The sequence below is a fragment of the Mycolicibacterium arcueilense genome (assembly GCF_058536225.1).
In genome coordinates this window covers 436,820-456,193 of the sequence record NZ_JBZTYL010000007.1, presented here as the reverse complement: position 1 = coordinate 456,193, position 19,374 = coordinate 436,820, and the positions used below count along the sequence as shown (strand labels likewise).

Genomic DNA, 19,374 nt, shown 5'->3' with positions numbered 1-19,374 from the left:
TATTCTGACACTAGTGTTCACTTTGTGGGCGAAAGGGGTATAGCGTGGCCTACACATCAACGCGTGGTGACATCGGTTCCGGGATCGACGACATCATGCGCGGTTGGCTGCCGCAATGCCTGAAGCCGGACAACGCGACGCCGATCGAGATTTCCGATTTCAGCGCGCCTGACGCCGGCTACTCCGGGAAGACAGTGTTCTTCACGGCGACCTGGACCGATCCGCAGAGCCGTCCTCGCAGCGAGGATCTGGTATTGCGGCTGCAGGCCAAGGACCATCAGCTGTTCACCACACCCAATGCGCCTCGGCAAGCCGAGGTGATGCGCAGACTCGGGCGGCACGGAATCGCAGTGCCACACATTGTGGGGGTCGAGACAGATCCATCGATACTGGGAGCACCGTTCTATGTGATGCGGCGGGTTCACGGCCGCACCCCGTCCGATGTCCCGAGCTGGCATAAGCGTGGGTGGACTGTCGAATTGTCAGCATCAGAACGGGAATTGCTGTGCAACAACGGCTTACGCGCACTGGTGGCGGTCCACCAGGTCAATGCTCCGGCCGACCTGGAGTTTCTTCGCGCCACTGACCCCGGTGGGTCCACCGCGCTACAGCGCTACCTGCACACCCTGCAGGGTTGGTATAACTGGTGCCGCGACGACCTGAAGGTCGGCGCAGACACCCTGGGCCGTGCGCTGCGGGTGATCCACGATCAGGCTCCCGAGACCAACGCCGAGACCATTGTCTGGGGAGACGCGCGCGTCGGGAACATGTCGTTCGCCGATGATCTCTCGGTGGCCGCCCTGTTCGACTGGGAGACAGCCAGCACCGGACCCGCCGACATCGATCTCGGCTGGTGGCTCATGTTCGAGACGTTTCTCTGCGAATCGCTGGGATTCGCCCGACCTCCGGGGGTGCCGACCGATGACGAATTCGTCAGCCGTTACCGGGAATTCGGCGGGAAGCTCACCGGCGACATCGTCTACTACCAGCTGGTGGCGGCCTTCGTACTGTCGCTGATCAACAATCGGCTTGCGCTGCTGTTGGTGCGCGACGGGCTGGATGTCGCCACCGCGCGCAGCTACCCGCAGTCCGCGGTCGACCTGGTCGAGCGGTACCTGCGGCGGCTGTAGCGCTTCGCTCAGGCCAGCGCCAGCGTGGTCAAGATGTCAGGCGTATACGCCTCGTCCGGCGCTTCCCACGGGCCGGCGTGCACAGCATCTAGGGCGGCACCGAGTTCGGGACGGCGATGCAGCAACTTGAACATCCGCGACCGACGGGCCAACCGATCCGGCATGCCGAAACCGGTGAGCAGGTCTGTCAGGGCACTGGCGAAGCGCAGGCGGCTCATCCGCATGCGCCGCTCGTGGACATATTCAGCCAGCCCATGCGGAGTCCAGTCGGAACTGCCCAACAGCGCCTCCGATAGCACCCGCACGTCACGCATGCTGATGCTGAGCCCCTGGGCAGTAACCGGATTGCTCCAGCCGGCCGCATCGCCGATGAGCACCGCGCCGGGCACGGCGGGCTCGTCAACCCAGGCGTCATTCATCGGGAACGTCGCGCACGGACCGATCGGCGTGGAGGCGGCGAGAGCGCTCGAATTTGGGAATATTGGCGTTCGGAACGCGTTCATGAATTCGCCGACCGCAGAGATCCCCCTGAGCGGCTCGGGGTCGTCGACCCTGCGACCGACATAGAGCCGCAGTCGGTTGTCAGCGCGCGGAAGGACGATGTACTGGTTCCGGCCGTCCACAGATATGGCCGTTTCTGCGCGATCCCATACCCCTCCATCGTCAACCAGCATGCCCGACAAGCGAACCCGGGCCTGTGTCGTGAACAGCGTCATACCTAGCGCCGATCGGGTAGCCGACATCTTGCCGTCAGCTCCGACGATCAAGCGGCACATGGCAGTTTGGGTGCCGTCGTCCGTCTCGTAGCCGACGGAGGGGGTCGCACCGGCCTTTATTGACGTCCGGCGAACGCCGCGTACAACCTCGGCGCCGGCCTTGGCCGCAGCGGTGGCCAGCGCCTCGCGCAGCTCTGGGTGGCCCACGCCGACGACTCCCGGCGCGCTCGGTACCGCGGTGGAAAGGTCCCGGGACCGCCGCTGGGCCTCCTCGACGCTGAAGCCCTCGTCGTACGGGACCATCTTTGTCATCACCGAGACACCGTCGGCCAGCAAGATCGTTTCGGCTACTCCAAGTTCGACGGCCTCCCGAAAACCCCAGGGCACCATGGCCTCTCCACGCACGATGTCGCGGTAGGCCTGCTCACGTTCGAGAACCGTCACGGCGATTCCCGCGTTGGCCAGTCGAATCGCGAGCGTACATCCAGCAATCCCACCACCAACAACCACAACATCGGCGTCCATCAGGCTCCTCTCCCACGAATCCCATTTACTATGACATAATGAGATCTGCCGACGCCACAGGAAGGGGTACAGCCATGGGACGCCGAGGCGGTACGCAGTCGTCCCCTATCTCGAAAGTCGATGTGGTGGAAGCCGCCATGCGCGTGGTCTCGCAATCCTCTTTGGAGAAGTTGACGGTTCGCGAAGTAGCCGCCGAATGCGGAGTGACCCCTCCGGCGATCCACTACCACCTCCGCGGTGGTGACGACCTTGCCGATCGCGTTGTCGAGGCCGTCGCGGCGCGAATCGAGGTGCACCTGGATCCGGACGCTTCCTGGATCGACCAATACGTCGAACTGGTCCTCGCCATGGATCGAGCATTCCTCGCCTATCCGGGTACCGGCTTGCACGCGCTGACATCGACCGGCCCGTCAGCGGCGGCCACCCGGCTCACCGATACCGCGCTGGACATCCTGCGCAATGCAGGATTCACCGAAGAGGTTGCCGTACAGACATTCACCGCCACATACCTGATGTTCGTCGGCTGGCTGGCCACCCGAAGCCGAGCTGAAGGCAACACCATCCATCCCGCGTTGGCCGCTGCCGGCGCCGAAGACCTGGGCCGCGATGGCGGTCAACCAATCGAAGGTGCGATACGCCGCATCTTGACAACCGCCAAAGGAGATCCGCAGTGTCCGACAAACTGACGGCGAACGACGACGCATCCTGGGTGAAGCGCTACTACGCAGACTGGGATTCCGGCGACGCCAGGGCGATCAGCGCCTGGTTCGACGACGAAGTCGTTCTGGAAGACGTCCCGACCGGCCATACCGCCAGGGGCGCAGGCGAAGCCCGGAGCTTCGTCGAAGGTGCCCTGAAGCTTGTGCCGGGCGCCCGCTACGAGGTTCTTACGGCATTGGTCAGCGGCGATCAGTTCGCCGTTGAGTGGGTCATGCAACCGGCAGGCCTGCACGGCTCATCGGTGGGAACCGTGCGCAACGGCAAAGTACTGACCAACCGCGACTTCTGGGATGCCTCACCCAAGAAGTGATCGCGGCGGATTTCGGTGGGCGCCGATCTCCCAGATTGTCGCCGAATTGTGTTGCCGCAGCGATGAGCTGGGCATTGGCAGCGAACAGCAGATTGCCTATCAGTTTGACAGCCAGTGCGCTCAGTTCGGCACCCGCCGCTGAAACTCATTGTCGTGCACAGTGATCAGCTCTCGCAGCGCGGCCCGATCGGGCTTCAGCATCACCGTCAGCGGTAATTCGTCGACGATCAGCAGTTCGTCGGGTGCCTTGTAGTCGGCCAGTTCGGCTGCCACATGAGTGCGCAGCTCGGCCAGCGTCGGTGGATCGGTAGGGTCACGCGCCACCACGAAGGCGACGCCGATCTCCCCGATCACCGGTGCGGGACGGCCGATGACTGCGGCCTGTTTGACCCCGGGGTGGTCACCTAGGGTCCGTTCCACTTCACCAGGGTGCACGTTGTAGCCGCCCCGGATGTACATGTCGCCCCGGCGTCCCACCAGGATGAGGTTGCCGTCGTCGCCGAGAACCCCGATGTCGCCGGTACGTAGCCAGCCGTCCCGCAGTACCTCTGCGGTGAGTTCCGGGTTTCGCCAGTAGCCGCGCATCACGCACGGACCACTGACCTCGACGACACCGTCGGGTCCGATACGTACCTCGGTCCCCGCCGCGGGCCGTCCGACGCTGCGGAACTGTACCTCGGGCATGTCATCGGGTGCGGTGCCGCTGATGGTCGGGCATTCCGTCATCGCGTACCGCACCACCAGCGGCACACCGATCCGCTCGGCGACCCGGCGCACCAGCTCGGGCGGTGCCGGCGCGGTCGCCACCACACCGATCCGTAAGTGCGGCAACGTCCGTGGGCTCACGCCCTCAACGTCGAGCAGCTTGGTCCACTGGGTCGGTACGGCACCGGCCACGGTGATCCGCTCGTCGCGCAGCACGTCGAACATGCCCCGAGCCGACCACGGCGTCGGCGGGATCACTAGCGTGGTGCCCCAGATCAACTGATCCCACAGCTTGAACATGTAGCCGGCGTGCGCGAACGGCGTCGAGGTGAGCCGCCGATCGTAGGGAGCACTCATCACTCCGGCCGCCGCGGCACCGGCCGCCAACCGGTCAGCATCGAACACCGCTCCTTTGGGTGTTCCGGTGGTTCCGCTGGTGAAGATCAGCGCCACAGGGTCGCGCCGGGTCAGTTCGGCAGGTGGCGCCACCCCGCCGGGATCGGTCGACAGAGCATCACGCCGCAGCAGACGGCGCCCGGCAGCCGGCAGCTCGCCCAGTTGTTCATCGGCCACGATCAATGCGGGATCAGCCTGTTGGACGATGGATTCGAGTTCGCGCCGGCCCAGCCGCGGGTTGAGTCCGGTGGTGATGGCTCCGATCAACGCTGCTGCGGCGTAGCACGTCGCATAGTCAATGCCCGACGGCAGCCAAAGCGTGACCACGTCGCCCTTGCCGACCCCTAGTTCGGCGAATTGCGCAGCAACGCTGCGGGCTCGGCCTATCCACTCGGCGAACGTGACCCGCCCGCCCGGCTCGACGTAGGCCTCCCGGTCGCCGTGGGCCAGAGCCGCCGCCTCCAACAGCTCCCGCGTACTCGCGAAACTACGGTTCATGACGGAACTCGATGAGTACTTGTCACAAACCGTAGTGTCGGCGGGCTGATTGGGCTGGTCGGGCATCTACGGCTGTTCAGCGCCGAGGATCACGGTGCCGCTGGAACAGAACCATCCGCCGGTACCACTGACACAGGCGATCTTGGCGTCAGGAACCTGCCGCGGCCCGCATTCCCCGCGTAATTGGCGTGCCGCCTCGACTAACAGGAACAGACCGCGCTGCCCGGGGTGGCACGCCGACAGCCCGCCGCCGTCGGTGTTGGTGGGCAGTGCGCCGCCCAGCCGCAAGGCCCCCGACTCGACGAACGCCCCGCCCTCGCCCTTCGGGCAGAACCCGAGGTCTTCCAGCGTGAGCAGCAGCATGTAGGTGAATGCGTCGTAGAGTTCGGCCACGTCGACATCTGCCGGGGATACCCCGGCGCGCGCGAAGGCCAGCGGGCCGCTGACGGCAGCCGGGCCAACGGTGAGGTCGTCCCACTGAGAGGTGAGCATGTGGGAGGTGGTCTCGCCCGTTCCGAGCATCCAGACCGGTTTGCTCTTGAGATCTTTCGCACGTTCGGCACTGACCAGAACGACAGCCGCCCCGCCGTCACTGCGGATGCAGCAGTGCAGCTTGGTGAACGGGTCGGCGATCATCTGCCCGGCCAGTACGTCGTCGACGGTGATCGGATCTCGGTAGTAGGCCTCGGGATTGTCGGCGGCGTTGAATCGTGCAGATACCGCAACCTCAGCCAGCTGCTCGATGGTGGTGCCGTAGGTGTGCATGTGCCGACGCGCCGCCATTGCGTACTTGGAGATCAGAGTGTGCCCGTAGGGTGCCTCCCACTGCAGCGGCCCGCGGGCACCCCAGTTGATGCTGGCTCCCCGCAGGCCTTTTCGAAGATCAGCCCGCGCGGTCGACCCGTAGGTGAGCAGCACCACGTCGGCGTGCCCGGCGGCGATGGCATCGGCGGCATGTGCTGCCATCACCTCCCATGACGCGCCCCCGACGGCGGTCGAGTCAATCCATCTGGGCCGCAGACCGAGGTACTCACCGACGTCGACCGGAGGTAGGGTGCCCTGCCCGGTGGAGGCCAGTCCGTCGACATCGGCGGGTGTCAGCCCGGCATCCGCCAGTGCCCGCCGACTAGCCTGCGCGATCAGCTCATAGGGACTCTTGTCGTCGACTCGGCCGACGTCGGACAGCGCAACCCCGGCAATCGCAACACCGCGATTCACTGCGCGCGGTCCTGCGCCAGCAATTCGGCCAGCACCTCGGTGGGCTCAGCGAAGAGATGTCGGAACACATGCGCGCGTTTGAGATATAGGTGCATATCGTTTTCGAAGGTGTAGCCCATGCCGCCGAATACCTGGATCCCGGCGGCGGCGTTGTCCACCGCAGCCGAGCCTGCGACAGTCACCGCCGAGAGTACCTGCCACAGCGCGTCGGCACGCCCGTCAGCTAGTGCGATCGCGGCGAAGAACGCCTGTGCCTGTGCGGCTTCGGCAGCAATCTCCATATCGACGCAGGCGTGTTTGATGGCCTGATGCACACCGATCGGCTTACCGAACTGCTCTCGTGTCTTGGCATGTTCGGTCGCTGAGGCGCCTGCCGCGGCCGCCAGACCGGACAGGAACGCCGCCGACAGCACCATGGCCCGACCCCAGATCCATTCGTCGTCGGTGGGCAGCCAGTGCCGAGGTTCGGCGGATTCGACGGTGGCGGTGGCGATTCGGGTACCGGGGTCAGCGGCATCCACCGGCGTCAGTTCGCCGAGCGACTCGATGTCGATGACCGCAGCCCCGCTGCGGGCCACCACGAGTGCATAAGAGGCCCCAGTGGGTTCGAAGACGTCGAAGGTGCCTTTGATGGGCCGGACTTCACCGTCGCCTCGCAGCACCGCGAGCGCCACCAATGCACGTCCGGAACCGATGTGCTCGGCAAGCGCAGTGTCCCCGCTGCGCGCGGCCACCCGGGCGGCCAGGGTGCAGGCCAGGAACGGGCCGGGTGCGAGTCGCTTACCGAGTTCGATGAACAGCAACACCTCGTCGTCGAACGGCCGACCGGACCCACCGAACTCCTCGTCGAGCCCGAGTGTGAGCAAGCCCATCTCCGCACCCTCGCGCCAGAGCTGTTCGGGCACTGACATTTCCGCATTCCGGTCGGCGCGGATGCGTTCGACCGGCATCCGTTCGGCGAGGAACTCCCCTGCCGCCGAAACGATTTCGAGCTGTTCAGCTCCTGGTAACAGGTTCACGGCCGTCTCCTGACTGATCACTCATCGGGGCAGCCCCAACACCCGCTCGCCGACGATATTGCGCTGAATCTCCGAGGTGCCGCCGCCGATCGCCTGGGAGAAGCTGTAGTAGTAGTAGCCCACCCACCCGTCGATGTCCCATCGTGACGAATGACGATTCGACGCGGGACCAACAATGTCCATCGCCAATTTGCCTATTTCCTTGGCCAACTCTGCATACATCAACTTGACGATCGACCCACGCGGGCCTGGGGTTTCGGTCTTCATCGCCTCACAGATATTGGTGTACGTAAGCGCGCGCAGCGCTGCGACCGATGCCCGTGCGTGAGCCAGTCGGCGGGCGATCTCGTCGTCGGCAATTGCCGGCCGGCGACCATCGGGGCCGACATGGTCGCGCGCATAGTCGATGAGGTCTTCGATGATCTTGGCCAGTCGAACCTGGTTCGCGGTGAAGGCGGTCCCCCGCTCGAACGACAGCGTGGCCATCGCAACCGACCACCCCGCACCGACATCGCCCACCACATTGGACAGCGGGATACGGACATCGTCGTAGAACACCTCGCAGAATTCGGCGCCGCCCTCGATGGTCTCGATCGGGCGGACATCGATACCCGGTGTGCTCATATCGCAGATCACCCAGGTGATGCCGCTGTGCTTGCCGCCGGTGTTGTCGGTGCGGACCAAGAGTTCCTGGTAGTCGGCGACAGTGGCGAAGCTGGTCCACAACTTCTGTCCGGAGACGACCAAGTGATCGCCGTCGACTACCGCTTTGGTGCGCAGCGCCGCCAGGTCCGATCCGGCGTCCGGCTCGGAGAATCCTTGACACCAGATCACCTCGCCACGAAGGATTTTCGGCAGATGAAGGGACTTCTGCGCATCAGTGGCCCTGGTGATCAGTGTCGGCCCGGCGTGCGACAGGCCGACGAAGCACGCGTCGATACCGGGGAATCCCCGTGCGGCGTACTCCTCGTACCAGATCAGCTGTTGCAGCAGGGTCAGGCCCTTGCCGCCATACTCCTGCGGCCACGCGATGCCGGCCCAGCCGCCCGCCCATTGGGTGCGCTGCCAGGCCAGGTCGTACTCACGGATGCCCGCATCGTCACGGGGGCGGGGTTCGCTCGGCTTGTTCTCGTCGAGCCAGGTGCGGACCTGATCGCGGAACTCGATCTGGTCAGGAGTGAAGTCCAGGTCCATACTAACGAGTGTAGGTGACAGGATCGTCAGAAACAATGGCGCCACAGCGACGGTGGAGCGCGTAATAGTCGCGTAAGTACACGCTACTCACCCGGTCCGTTTTAGTGACGAACAAGTCAGATACTCGTATCTCACGACGATTCCCGATACCTGTCGACCAGCTGCTCGGCCCCCCGCGCCAGCAGTGCTACATCCGCACCGACCAGCACGAAACTCGCGCCGGCTGCGACGTACCGCCGCGCAATCGCCTCGTTGAACGCATTCACCCCGGCACTCTTGCCGTGTGCCACGATCGTCGCCAGCGCAGTCTCGATGGTGTGCACCACCTCCGGGTGTTCGGGCTGGCCGAGCTTGCCCATCGACGCGGCCAAGTCGGCGGGTCCGATGAATACCGCGTCCACGCCGTCGACATCGGCGATGTCACCTAGCTGCTCCAGCGCCGCCACCGTCTCAACCTGCACGGTCAGCGACACCGATGCGTCCGCGGTCGCCAGGTAGTCCGAGATCCGATTCCACCGGGACGCGCGCGCTAGGGCGCTGCCCACGCCGCGGATGCCGGTGGGTGGGTAGCGCGTGGCCGCCACCGCCGCACAGGCTTCCGCGGGGTCGTCGATCATCGGGACGATGAGGTTCTGCACTCCGATGTCGAGTAGCCGCTTGATCGTGACCGGGTCTGCGGACGGCGGGCGCACCAGGACGTCGACGTCGGGGTAGCCGGCCAGCACCTGCAACTGTTCCAGCGTGGTGTGCAGATCGTTGGGAGCATGTTCCTGGTCCAGCAGCACCCAGTCGATACCGGACCCCGCACAGATCTCGGTGACGTACCCGCTTCCAGAAGCCAGCCACATGCCGAATCTCGGGCGTCCGGCCCAGATCCGTTGCACCCACCGGTTCACGACGACTCCCGATCAAACAACACCGAGACGGTGCCCAGCGGTCCGTAGTCGGCGACGAAGGTGTCCCCCAGCTCGGCGAATACCGGCTTGGTGAATGACCCGGACAAGATCACCTCACCGCGCTGCAGCGAAACACCGTGCGGAGCCAGCCTGTTCGCTAACCAGGCGACACCGTTACCGGGGTGGTTGAGCACCGCGGCGGCGACCCCGGACTCCTCGATGGTTCCGTTACGCAGCAGCAGTGCCGATACCCAGCGCAGATCGACGTCCAACGGCCGGAAGACCCGTCCCCCCAGCACCAGACCCGCGTTGGCGGCGTTGTCGGCGATGGTATCGACGATGGTGCGCAAGTGGCCGGTCTCGGGATCGGACATCTGCACCCTGGCATCGAGTATTTCCATTGCGGGCGTGACGAATTCGGTGGCGCGCAATACGTCGAACAGGGTGACGTCAGGCCCCTGTAGTGTTTCGCCGAGCACGAAGGCCAATTCGACTTCGACGCGGGGACGGATGAACCGGTCGGGCGGTACGCGTCCGCCGTCTTCGAAGAACATGTCATCGAACAGCGCACCGTAGTCGGGTTCGTCGATCGAGACCGCGCGCTGCATCACGTTGGAGGTCAGACCGATCTTGCGGCCCTTGACCTTTCGGCCATCCGCGACCTTGTGCTCCACCAATGCCCGTTGGACGGCGTACGCATCCTCGATGGTCATGTCGGGGTAGTCCAGCGACAGTTGTCGGATCGGCGTGCGAGTCCGCTCGGCGCCGTACAGCCGACGAGCGATGTCTTCGAGGGCAGCGGGATCGGGGCGGGTCATCTCGTCAGAAACTCCACCGCTGCCGCATTGAACGCCTCTGGGTCTTCGAAATGCGGCCAGTGCCGCACCGACGGCATCTCGAACACCTCGGAGTTCGGGATCAGATCCGCAATGGTGCGTGCGGTGTCCTGGTAGACGCCGTGGTCCTTGCCGGAGGCGACGATCATCACCGGCGCGCTGATACCCCGCCACTTGTCGTCCGGAATCAGATTGCGGTGGCGCACCTTTTCGTCCTGCAGGATCAGCAGCCGGTCGATGGTGTTGCGAGTGTCCGCACGCCGATAGATCGACTGACGCAAACCGATGAGGTCAGGCAGGCGGTTGGCCTCGTCAGCGATCAGATGCGCGAACACGGCGTGCAGCGACTCCCAGGTCGGTTCATTGACCGCCTTGGTCCGTTCCGCGCGAATCCGCGCCATATTCGACGCCGACGCCTCCCGTCCGGCCGGCGACATCAGGATCAGCCTGTCCACCCGGTCGGGGTGGCCCACCGATACGGCGGAGGCGACGAACGCGCCCAGCGACATTGCCACAAGACTGGCCGAGGACATGCCGAAGTGGTCCATCACCCCGAGCACGTGCTCGACGTAGACCGCGATCTCGTAGTCATAGTCGGGCTTGTCGGTGAAGCCATTGCCCACCATATCGATGGCCACGCAATGGAAGTGCTCGCTCAACGCGGCCAAGTTGGGCGCGAATGTCTCCCAGTGCCCGCCGGTGCCGTGCAGCAGGATGGCGTGCGGCTTGGCTGGATCGCCGGCCTCGACGTAGCGCGTCCGCACCGTCGTTCCGTTGACCTCGATATCGATGAACCCCTGACGGAACTCGAGCTCCTTCAGATACATCCAGATGCTGCGGTAATCGCCGGTATCGGGCCCGGAGCCCCACTCCGCCTCGGTATGCGGTGCCTGCGCTTGGGTCATCTCACCCTTCCTGATCATCTTTCTGACATCCTTGTCAACTTATTCTCGTGACGCCAGACGAGTACGTCAATGGTGCCATAACCACTATGTTCCCATGTAAATAACAGATGAGATGGACCGATGCCCCCCTTGTAACACCCCGATCCGATCACGTCCCGCGCATTGATTCTGACAGTTGTATGCGGTAATACTTGGCAGGTGACTTCTTCCGCCGGACGCCGCGAACTCGCCGAGTTGGTGAACGAGTTCGCCGCTGTGCGGGTGTCGTTGGACGTCAACGGCAACGGGCCTCGCCTGCTCGTCGAAGACTTGGAGAGCGGCCAGCACGTTTTTCTGTGCCCCCTTGAGCTGGCCAGCTTCACCCAGGCCACACCACAGGACCGTGAAGACTGGCTGTGGGTTGGCAACTTCCGCGGCGAACGTCGACCACGGGAGCAGCGGTGAATACACCCGATGTCGACCTGGTCGGCCTGGGTATGACAGCGATGTCGCTGCAGCCCGGGGCGACGCCGCTGCACCTGGCCGCCGAGGCGAGTGCCGCCGCGCTGGCCGATTCTCAGATCGGCCGCGCCGAGATCGACGGGCTGCTGGTCGGCTCCTCGCAAGGCGTGCGACCGGACCGCCTCGGTGTCGGATTCGCCGCGGCCGGCGGGTTCGGGGATCTGCGGCTGCTCGAACACGTTGAGATCAAGGGCGCCACCACCATTGCGATGATTCAGCGCGCCCGCCACGCGATCTTGACCGGCGAGGCGTCGACCGTGCTCTGCGTTTTCGCGGACACACCGTTGGTCGCAGGCAAGGGAGCGGGTTCGACGTATGCGCACAGTGGCGGCAATGCCGGGATCCGCGGCTTGGAGCGCGCCTCCGGGCTGCTCGGCTCGGTACCGACGTACGCCCTACTGGCCCAGCGTTGGCTGCACATCACGGGCACGGACCCGACCGCCCTGCGTTCGGTTGCCGTCACCGCCCGGGGCTGGGCGCTGGGTAACCCGGATGCCGTGAATCGAGAACCGCTCGACGACGCTGGCTACGACGCCAGCCCGATGATCGCCGAACCATTGCGCCGGCTCGACTGTGCCCGCCCGGTGAACGGCGCGGTCGCAGTGGTACTGACGGGCCGGCCCTCGATCGGGACCAACCGGCTGCGGGTGCGCGGCGCCGGCCGCGACCATCCGGTGCGACGCCGCCGCGCGAGCGCGGAGTCATGGTTCGGCGGGGGCCGCCGAGCAGTGGACGACGCACTGCAGCAGGCCGGCATGACCCGGTCGGACCTCGATATCGCCGAGCTGTATGACCCGTTCTCGATCGTCACGCTGCTGCTGCTCGACGAATACCAGCTGACCGGCGACGTTCCCGCGGGCTCCTTTGTGCGCGACGGCCAGACCGGCCCCGGCGGGGCGCTGCCGACCAACACCGGCGGGGGGCAGCTGTCCGGTTTCTATCTGCAGGGCATGACGCCGCTGGCCGAGGCAGTCGTCCAGCTGCGTGGCGCCGGCGGGCAACGCCAGGTCCCGGACGCGACGGTGGCACTGGTCGGCGGGATCGGCGGCCGACTGGACCACCACGCCGCGCTGGTGCTGGAGCGTACGGCATGACCACCGTGACGCTGCAGGATTGGTTGCTGGACAACACCCTTGCGCCTACCGTCGTCGGCGATTCGTTGGCGCCGCTGTATGACGCGGCCACCCGGGGTGAGCTCGCGCTGCCGTTCTGCGCCGGGTGCGCGCAGCCCGTCGAACTCGACCAGGAAATCTGCGATATCTGCGGGTCCCCCGAACACAATTGGCGCACAGTCGAACTGCAGGGCATCGTGCACTCCGCGACGCTCATGCACCGGCGCGAACCTGGCCTGGTCCGCGCACAAAACCCGTATCCCATCATCGACATCGAGCTGAACAGCGGGCACCGTCTGGTACTCACCACGCTGCGTCCTGCGGACGCCGCACCCGCTATCGGCACCGCGGCGACTATCGGTTTCCGCCACCTCGGCAATGTCGCGATACCAGCCATCGACACCCTGGAGGACCAGTGACGACTCTCGAACCTGCGACCGACGTTGACGATTTCGACGTCCGCAGCATCGTCCAGACCGACCGCGTGCACGGGTCGGTCTACACTTCCGCCGATATCTTCCGACGTGAGATGGACACCATCTTCAAGACCGGCTGGGTCTACGTCGCGCACGACAGCGAGGTCAGCGAGCCCGGCGATTACCTCACCCGGTTCATCGGTCACGACCCCGTCGTGGTGGTCCGCGGTAAGGACGGAGAGGTCAGGGTCCTGCTCAACCGCTGCACCCATCGCGCCAACAAGCTGTGCAACGCCGAGATGGGCAACGCAAACTCGTTCCGCTGCCCCTATCACGGCTGGACCTTCAGCAACACCGGTGCACTACAAGGTGTTCCGATGCGCGAGGGTTACGGCGACGCCTATCCAGAGGTGCGCGCCGAACTCGGTCTGGCACAGGCCGCGCGGGTGGACAGCTATGGCGGGTTCGTCTTCGCCTCACTGTCCCCCGACGGCGTCTCCCTACGCGAGCATCTCGGCAACGCCACACGGGCCATCGACCGTCTGCTCAACCTGTCCCCCACCGGCAAGATCGACCTGCGGGCCAACTGGATGAAGCATCTTCACCACGCAAACTGGAAGATGGTGGTGGAGAACAATGTTGACGGCTACCACGCACTGTTCACCCACGCCTCGGTGTACGACGCGATCAAGCCGGCCAAGGTGTCGCACGTCCCGACAAAGGTGGACGTGCTCGTGCGCGATCTCGGCAATGGGCACTCGGAGATCGACTACACCGACGAATACCGGAAGCTTGACGAGGAATTCGTCTGGTACGGACGAATTCCCCGGGCCAAGCTCCCCGACTACGTCGAGGCGCTGGAAGGCGCCTACGGCCCCGAGCAGGCACACGACGCGCTGGTGGTCGGGCCGCCGCACACCTTGATCTGGCCGAACCTGTTCCTCGCCGAGATGAACGTGATGTTCGTCGAGCCGCAGGCTCCGGATCGCACCGTCGCGTATACCACCGCGGTGCTGATTCCCGGCCAGGATGCACTCAACGAACGCACCCTGCGGCGATCCGAGGGTGCGATGGGCCCGGCAGGCTTCCTCATCGCCGATGATGGCGAGATCGGGATGCGCAACCAAGCCGGACTCGCCGCAGAACTGCCGGAATGGCTGGTCCTGGCCCGCGGAGTGTCCGACGACATCACCGACGAGACCGGAATCATCAACCGGGACAAGAGCGCCGAGACACCGCAGCGTGGGTTCTACTCGCAATGGGCGGCCGTCGTCGGCGGGGAGGCATGACCATGACCGCTGACACCACACCCCGGATCCGTCCCGTCCTGCACCCGGTTCCCGACGCCGAGATCGTGGCTTTCCTGAACCTGGAGGCCCGGCTGGCCGACGAGGGCCGCTACTCGGAGTGGGAAGCGCTATGGGCCGATGATGACGACCAGGTCGAGTACCGCGTCCCCATTCACCCCGAGGACAATCCACGGACCACGCTCGCTTATATCAACGACAACCGGCGCCGAATCAAGAGCCGGGTGGCTCAACTCAACACTGGCAATCGACACTCGCAGACACCGCCCTCGGTGATGCGAAGGATGCTGTCCAACTCTGAGGTCGTCGCGGAAGAGGGCGATACCGTCACCGTCGAATCCAACTTCGCGTTGTTCGAATACCGGATACGGCAAAGGTTCTGGGCTGGAAGGGTGATCCACACCGTGCGCCGCTCCCCCGACGGCCCTTGGCTGATCCGCAAGATCGTGCACCTGATCGACGCGGGTGGACCGGTCGAAACCCTGGCATTCCTGATCTGATGTTCATCGGAGACATCGCGGCCAACAATGCCCGCCGCTACCCAGACAAGACCGCGCTCGTCGACGCCGACCGGGCACACACCTGGTCCCAGGTCGACGAACGGGCCCGCCGGCTCGCCAACCACCTGACCACCCGGGGGCTGACACCCGGGGACCGGGTGATGGTGATCGCCCGCAACTGTATTGAATGGCCCGAGATCTCGTTCGGTCTGGCCAAAGCAGGGTTGATCGCCGTTCCGGTCAACATCCGGCTCGCACCCGACGAGGTCGCCCACGTCCGCGAGGATTCCGGTGCCCGGGCGGTGCTCGTTCACGCCGACCACGCGGGCAAGTTCGGCGACGAGCTGACCGGTCTCAGTGTGGTCCTGACGATCGGCCCCGAGTACGAATCGGCCTTGGCCGGCGCGGATCCGATTGCCCCTCAGATCGATATCTCGCCCGACGACATCGCCGTCATCCTGTACACCAGCGGCACCACCGGTCGCGCGAAGGGCGTCATGCATTCCCATCGCGCACTGCTCTATCAGGCTGCTGACACCAACCTGGTCACCGAGGCCAATCGCTCGGACGTCATGCTGGCGACGACGCCGTTCTTCACCGCGGGCGGCATGGTGCGCACGGTGTCCTGGCTGTATCTGGGCCAGACCATGGTGATCCACCAGCGATTCGACCCGCAGGCCGTCATCGATGAGATCGAACGCAGCAGGATCACCTTCACCACATTCATCCCGACCATGCTGCATCGCACCCTGGCCATCCTGGAGGAGGGTCCACCGCGGGACATGTCCAGCCTGCGTCGGATCTCCTACGGTTCGGCCCCCGTGCCGCCGGGCCTGGCCCGCAAGGCGATGGACCTGCTCGGCTGCGATCTCCAGCAGCGGTACGGGCTGACCGAATGCGGTGGGCAGGCAACGATCCTCACCCCACAGGATCATCGCGATATCGTTGCAGGCCGGACATCGATCGCCACTTCGTGCGGCCAGGAAACACCGATGTGCGTCATCCGGGTCATCGGCCCGGACGGCACCGACGCCACCACGGGCGAGGTCGGCGAGATCGTGATCGCCAGCCCCGCCAACGCCATCGGGTACTGGAACCGTCCCGAACAGACTGCGGAGACGTTCCGGCCCGACGGCCTGCGCAGCGGCGACCTCGGCTATCTCGACGGGGACGGCTATCTGCACATCACCGGCCGCAAGACCGACATGATCATCTCCGGTGGGTTCAACGTGTATCCCGCGGAGATCGAGCGCGTCATCGCGCACCACAGCGGGGTCGACCTGGTTGCCGTGGTCGGCGCACCGGACCCGGAATGGGGCGAAACCCCGGTCGCGGTGATCATTCCAAAGTCGCACATCACCGATCGCGATGCGCTGAGTACAGAACTCACGGCGCTGTGTCGTGCCGAGTTGGCCGGCTACAAGCAACCCCGCCGCTTCATGTTCTGGACCGAGTTCCCGCTGGGGCCCGCGGGGAAGATCCTCAAACGCGAGATAGCCAACCAGATAAACAACGTCGTCGATGAGGGTGCGATGGTGCCGGTACCCACCGGATCGACAGAGGAGCACGCGTGACGACCGCCGGCCTGGAGACCATCGAGTTCGAGGTGAGCGACCACGTCGCCACTGTGACACTCAATCGGCCCGAGAAGTTGAATAGTTTCACCGAGCAGATGGCCGCCGACCTCGGCAGTGCGTGGGCGCGAGTACGCGACGACGACGACATTCACGTCGCGGTGCTCCAGGCCAACGGCGACCGAGCCTTCTGCACCGGCATCGACATCGCCGCCGGCACCTGGTGGAAGCACAAAACCATCTTCAACCAGGAAGACCCCGGCGAGCTCCTGGGCCCCAAGGCGCACAAGGTGTGGAAGCCGGTGATCGCCGCACTACACGGCATCGTCGCCGGCGGTGCGATGTACTTCGTCAACGAATGTGATTTCGCTATCTGCAGCGAGACCGCCACCTTCTTCGACCCCCATCCCAATGCGGGCATCGTGTCGGCACTGGAACCCATGGGCATGCTCGCGATGGGCCTTCCCTACGGCGAGGTGATGCGCTGGGCGCTGCTGGGCAGCGAGGAACGGATGACTGCCCAGACCGCACTGCGCATCGGCATTGTCACCGAGATCGTCCCCGACGCTCGATTGCGCTCCCGCGCCGCCGAGTTGGCGGCCGAGGTCGCCGCCCGCCGCCCCGCGGGCATTCAGGGAACAGTCCGCGCCATGTGGGAGGCCCGTGATCTGCCGCCGACGATCGCCGCGCGGCACGGGAAGTTCTACACCGATCTGGGCAATGCCGGCGCCAAGCCGGACTCACTCAACAACAAGAAGAAGCCGCGAACTCGATGAGGAGCGCGCATGACTGACATCAGCAGCCAGCATTTGGTCAAGTTTGACCTTGTTATCGGTGGCGAGTCCACGGTCGCCGCATCCGGCGCCACTTACGACAGCGTGGACCCGTTCACCGGTCGGCCCTGGGCCCGGGTCCCCGACGGCGATGCCACCGATATCGACCGCGCGGTGGCCGCGGCCCGTGCCGCGCTGGACGGGCCGTGGGGTGCACTCACCGCGACCGCCCGCGGCAAGCTGCTGTGGCGCCTGGGCGAGCTCATCGCGCGTGACGCCGAGCAGTTGGCCGAGTTAGAGGTGCGCGACGGCGGCAAGCTGACCCGCGAGATGGTCGGGCAGATGCGCGCGCTGCCGGAGTATTACTTCTACTACGCCGGGCTGGCCGACAAGCTACAGGGCGACGTCGTACCGACCGACAAACCCAACTATCTCGTGTACACCCGGTACGAGCCGGTCGGCGTGGTCGGGGCGATCACCCCGTGGAATTCTCCACTGCTGCTGCTGACCTGGAAGCTGGCGGCCGGTCTGGCCGCAGGCTGCACATTCGTGGTGAAGCCGAGCGACCACACCCCCGCCTCGACGCTCGCGTTCGCAAAGTTGTTCGCCGAGGCCGGTTTTCCGCCGGGCGTGATCAATGTGGTCACCGGCTGGGGCCCACAGACCGGTGCCGCGTTGGCTTCGCATCCCGGCGTGGACAAGATCGCGTTCACCGGGTCGACCGACACCGGGATCCGGGTCGGCAAAGCCGCGATCGAGAACATGACCCGGTTCACCCTGGAGCTCGGCGGCAAGTCCGCACAGGTGGTGTTCGGAGATGCCGACCTCGACGCGGCAGCCAACGGCATCATCGCCGGCGTGTTCGCCGCCACCGGCCAGACCTGCCTGGCCGGGTCGCGATTGCTGGTCCACGAAAGCGTCGCCGACGCACTGGTGCAGCGCATCGTCGCCCGCGCAGCCACCATCAAACTCGGCGACCCGAAAGATCCCGCGACTGAGATGGGTCCGGTGTCGAATCAGCCGCAGTACGAGAAAGTGTTGTCGCACTTCGCCTCTGCCCGTGAGCAGGGAGCCACGATCGCCTACGGCGGCGAGCCGGCCGCCGATCTGGGTGGCTTCTTCGTCAAGCCGACGGTCCTGACTGATGTCGACCCGTCGATGCGGGCCGTCGCCGAGGAGATCTTCGGGCCCGTGCTGGCGGTGATGACGTTCTCCGACGAGGACGAGGCCATCGCCGCCGCCAACTCCACCGAGTTCGGGCTGGCCGCGTCAGTGTGGACCAAGGATGTCCACCTGGCCCACCGCGTCGCCGCGAAGCTTCGGGCCGGCACAGTCTGGGTGAACGCCTATCGCGTTGTCGCCCCCCATGTTCCGTTCGGCGGCATCGGCCACAGCGGTATCGGCCGGGAGAACGGTATCGACGCCGTCAAGGACTTTACCGAGACCAAAGCGGTGTGGGTGGAACTGTCCGGGGAAACCCGCGACCCGTTCACTCTCGGGTAGCGACTCAACAAAGGAGATACACATGACACTCGACCTCACGGCCGCCGACAAGGTACTGGCCGGCTTACGCCCCTTCCCGGTGGCCATCACCACCATCGACAACGGCTTCGCGAACGGCCTGATGTCGCTGTCGGCAGGCTCGGCCAGCATCGTGCCGGAGTTGCCGCGCGCCACCGTCAGCCTCACCAAGTACAACCGGACCCACGACATGCTGGTCAACTCGGGCATTTTCGTGATGCACATGCTGTCCGCCGGGCCCGACGAGATCGAAGCGTCGATGGATATCCTGATGACACTGGGCGGCAGCTCGGGCCGCGACGGCGACAAGATCGCCAAACTGCGCACCAAAACCGGTGTCACCGGGGCACCGATCCTCCTGGACTCACACAGCTACGTCGAGTGCCGGATCACCGGCTCACTGGACAACGACGAGAACACCATCTTCGTCGGTGACGTGGTGGCCGCCGAGGTGTTCAGCTCCGCACAGCGGCTGCGTATCGGCGAGGCGTGGGGCAAGCTGCCACACGAGTGGATCGAGCAGTACGAGGCCAATCACGAGCCACAACTGCAGAGCGCGCGTGACCTGCGGGCCGCCGCACAATCGGCGTGACCGACCAGCA

General features: G+C 65.3%; 20 protein-coding genes. 12 read left to right on the top strand and 8 right to left on the bottom strand.

Going from position 1 to position 19,374, the window contains the following annotated elements:
* Positions 1–44: 44 nt before the first annotated feature.
* Positions 45–1,130: a phosphotransferase family protein gene (locus AC4LGL_RS06385; RefSeq protein ID WP_061263258.1), complete on the top strand. Its 1,086-nt coding sequence runs from the start codon at positions 45–47 to the stop codon at positions 1,128–1,130.
* Between the two features lie 8 nt (positions 1,131–1,138).
* Here AC4LGL_RS06385 and AC4LGL_RS06380 read toward each other — a convergent pair whose 3' ends face one another.
* Entirely contained in the window at positions 1,139–2,371 is a 1,233-nt protein-coding gene (locus AC4LGL_RS06380) for an FAD-dependent oxidoreductase (protein WP_061263257.1), read from the bottom strand.
* 74 nt (positions 2,372–2,445) lie between these two features.
* Here AC4LGL_RS06380 and AC4LGL_RS06375 point away from each other — a divergent pair, with 74 nt between their 5' ends.
* Positions 2,446–3,057, top strand: coding sequence for a TetR family transcriptional regulator (locus AC4LGL_RS06375; protein WP_077743319.1), 612 nt, complete (start codon positions 2,446–2,448; stop codon positions 3,055–3,057).
* Positions 3,042–3,401, top strand: a complete 360-nt coding sequence (locus AC4LGL_RS06370) for a nuclear transport factor 2 family protein (RefSeq protein ID WP_491838057.1) — start codon at positions 3,042–3,044, stop codon at positions 3,399–3,401. The genes AC4LGL_RS06375 and AC4LGL_RS06370 overlap by 16 nt, the downstream gene beginning before the upstream one ends.
* A gap of 120 nt (positions 3,402–3,521) precedes the next feature.
* Here the strand turns inward: AC4LGL_RS06370 and AC4LGL_RS06365 are convergent, their stop codons facing one another.
* The 7 genes from AC4LGL_RS06365 to AC4LGL_RS06335 all read right to left on the bottom strand — a co-directional run bounded on the left by AC4LGL_RS06365 (position 3,522) and on the right by AC4LGL_RS06335 (position 11,068).
* Positions 3,522–5,000, bottom strand: a complete 1,479-nt coding sequence (locus AC4LGL_RS06365) for a class I adenylate-forming enzyme family protein (protein ID WP_061263345.1) — start codon at positions 4,998–5,000, stop codon at positions 3,522–3,524.
* 66 nt (positions 5,001–5,066) lie between these two features.
* A complete protein-coding gene (locus AC4LGL_RS06360) occupies positions 5,067–6,218 on the bottom strand; it encodes an acetyl-CoA acetyltransferase (protein WP_061263255.1) in 1,152 nt (383 codons plus the stop codon).
* Positions 6,215–7,237, bottom strand: a complete 1,023-nt coding sequence (locus tag AC4LGL_RS06355) for an acyl-CoA dehydrogenase family protein (RefSeq protein WP_061263344.1) — start codon at positions 7,235–7,237, stop codon at positions 6,215–6,217. Before AC4LGL_RS06355 ends, AC4LGL_RS06360 begins: the two co-directional genes overlap by 4 nt.
* A 21-nt stretch (positions 7,238–7,258) precedes the next feature.
* Positions 7,259–8,431: an acyl-CoA dehydrogenase family protein gene (locus tag AC4LGL_RS06350; RefSeq protein ID WP_061263254.1), complete on the bottom strand. Its 1,173-nt coding sequence runs from the start codon at positions 8,429–8,431 to the stop codon at positions 7,259–7,261.
* Between the two features lie 131 nt (positions 8,432–8,562).
* A complete protein-coding gene (locus tag AC4LGL_RS06345) occupies positions 8,563–9,279 on the bottom strand; it encodes an aldolase/citrate lyase family protein (protein ID WP_174814597.1) in 717 nt (238 codons plus the stop codon).
* Between the two features lie 44 nt (positions 9,280–9,323).
* Complete coding sequence (gene hpaH / locus AC4LGL_RS06340; RefSeq protein ID WP_077743315.1) at positions 9,324–10,145, bottom strand: 2-oxo-hept-4-ene-1,7-dioate hydratase; 822 nt, start codon at positions 10,143–10,145, stop codon at positions 9,324–9,326.
* On the bottom strand, positions 10,142–11,068 hold the full coding sequence (locus tag AC4LGL_RS06335) for an alpha/beta fold hydrolase (protein ID WP_061263343.1): 927 nt from the start codon (positions 11,066–11,068) through the stop codon (positions 10,142–10,144). The genes hpaH and AC4LGL_RS06335 overlap by 4 nt, the downstream gene beginning before the upstream one ends.
* 198 nt (positions 11,069–11,266) lie before the next feature.
* On the opposite strand from AC4LGL_RS06335, the gene AC4LGL_RS06330 reads away from it, so the two are divergent.
* Genes AC4LGL_RS06330 through AC4LGL_RS06290 form a run of 9 tightly spaced genes read left to right on the top strand, consistent with a single transcriptional unit; the run spans position 11,267 to position 19,364 of the window.
* Positions 11,267–11,512 carry a hypothetical protein gene (locus tag AC4LGL_RS06330; protein ID WP_061263251.1) on the top strand — a complete coding sequence of 82 codons (246 nt, stop codon included), beginning with the start codon at positions 11,267–11,269 and terminating at the stop codon, positions 11,510–11,512.
* A 32-nt stretch (positions 11,513–11,544) separates the two neighbouring features.
* Complete coding sequence (locus AC4LGL_RS06325) at positions 11,545–12,663, top strand: thiolase family protein (protein WP_061263342.1); 1,119 nt, start codon at positions 11,545–11,547, stop codon at positions 12,661–12,663.
* Positions 12,660–13,100, top strand: a complete 441-nt coding sequence (locus AC4LGL_RS06320; protein WP_061263250.1) for a PhlB family protein — start codon at positions 12,660–12,662, stop codon at positions 13,098–13,100. The genes AC4LGL_RS06325 and AC4LGL_RS06320 overlap by 4 nt, the downstream gene beginning before the upstream one ends.
* A complete protein-coding gene (locus AC4LGL_RS06315; protein ID WP_171508157.1) occupies positions 13,097–14,386 on the top strand; it encodes an aromatic ring-hydroxylating oxygenase subunit alpha in 1,290 nt (429 codons plus the stop codon). Before AC4LGL_RS06320 ends, AC4LGL_RS06315 begins: the two co-directional genes overlap by 4 nt.
* Positions 14,387–14,388: 2 nt before the next feature.
* Positions 14,389–14,904, top strand: coding sequence for an aromatic-ring-hydroxylating dioxygenase subunit beta (locus AC4LGL_RS06310; protein WP_061263249.1), 516 nt, complete (start codon positions 14,389–14,391; stop codon positions 14,902–14,904).
* Positions 14,904–16,478 (top strand): class I adenylate-forming enzyme family protein, encoded by a 1,575-nt coding sequence (locus AC4LGL_RS06305; protein ID WP_061263248.1) that lies wholly within the window; start codon positions 14,904–14,906, stop codon positions 16,476–16,478. Before AC4LGL_RS06310 ends, AC4LGL_RS06305 begins: the two co-directional genes overlap by 1 nt.
* Positions 16,475–17,254 (top strand): enoyl-CoA hydratase/isomerase family protein, encoded by a 780-nt coding sequence (locus tag AC4LGL_RS06300; protein WP_061263247.1) that lies wholly within the window; start codon positions 16,475–16,477, stop codon positions 17,252–17,254. Before AC4LGL_RS06305 ends, AC4LGL_RS06300 begins: the two co-directional genes overlap by 4 nt.
* A gap of 9 nt (positions 17,255–17,263) precedes the next feature.
* The gene (locus AC4LGL_RS06295) at positions 17,264–18,754 is read left to right on the top strand and encodes an aldehyde dehydrogenase (protein ID WP_061263246.1); all 1,491 of its coding nucleotides are present in this window, start codon (positions 17,264–17,266) and stop codon (positions 18,752–18,754) included.
* Between the two features lie 22 nt (positions 18,755–18,776).
* The gene (locus AC4LGL_RS06290) at positions 18,777–19,364 is read left to right on the top strand and encodes a flavin reductase family protein (protein WP_061263245.1); all 588 of its coding nucleotides are present in this window, start codon (positions 18,777–18,779) and stop codon (positions 19,362–19,364) included.
* Positions 19,365–19,374: the final 10 nt, after the last annotated feature.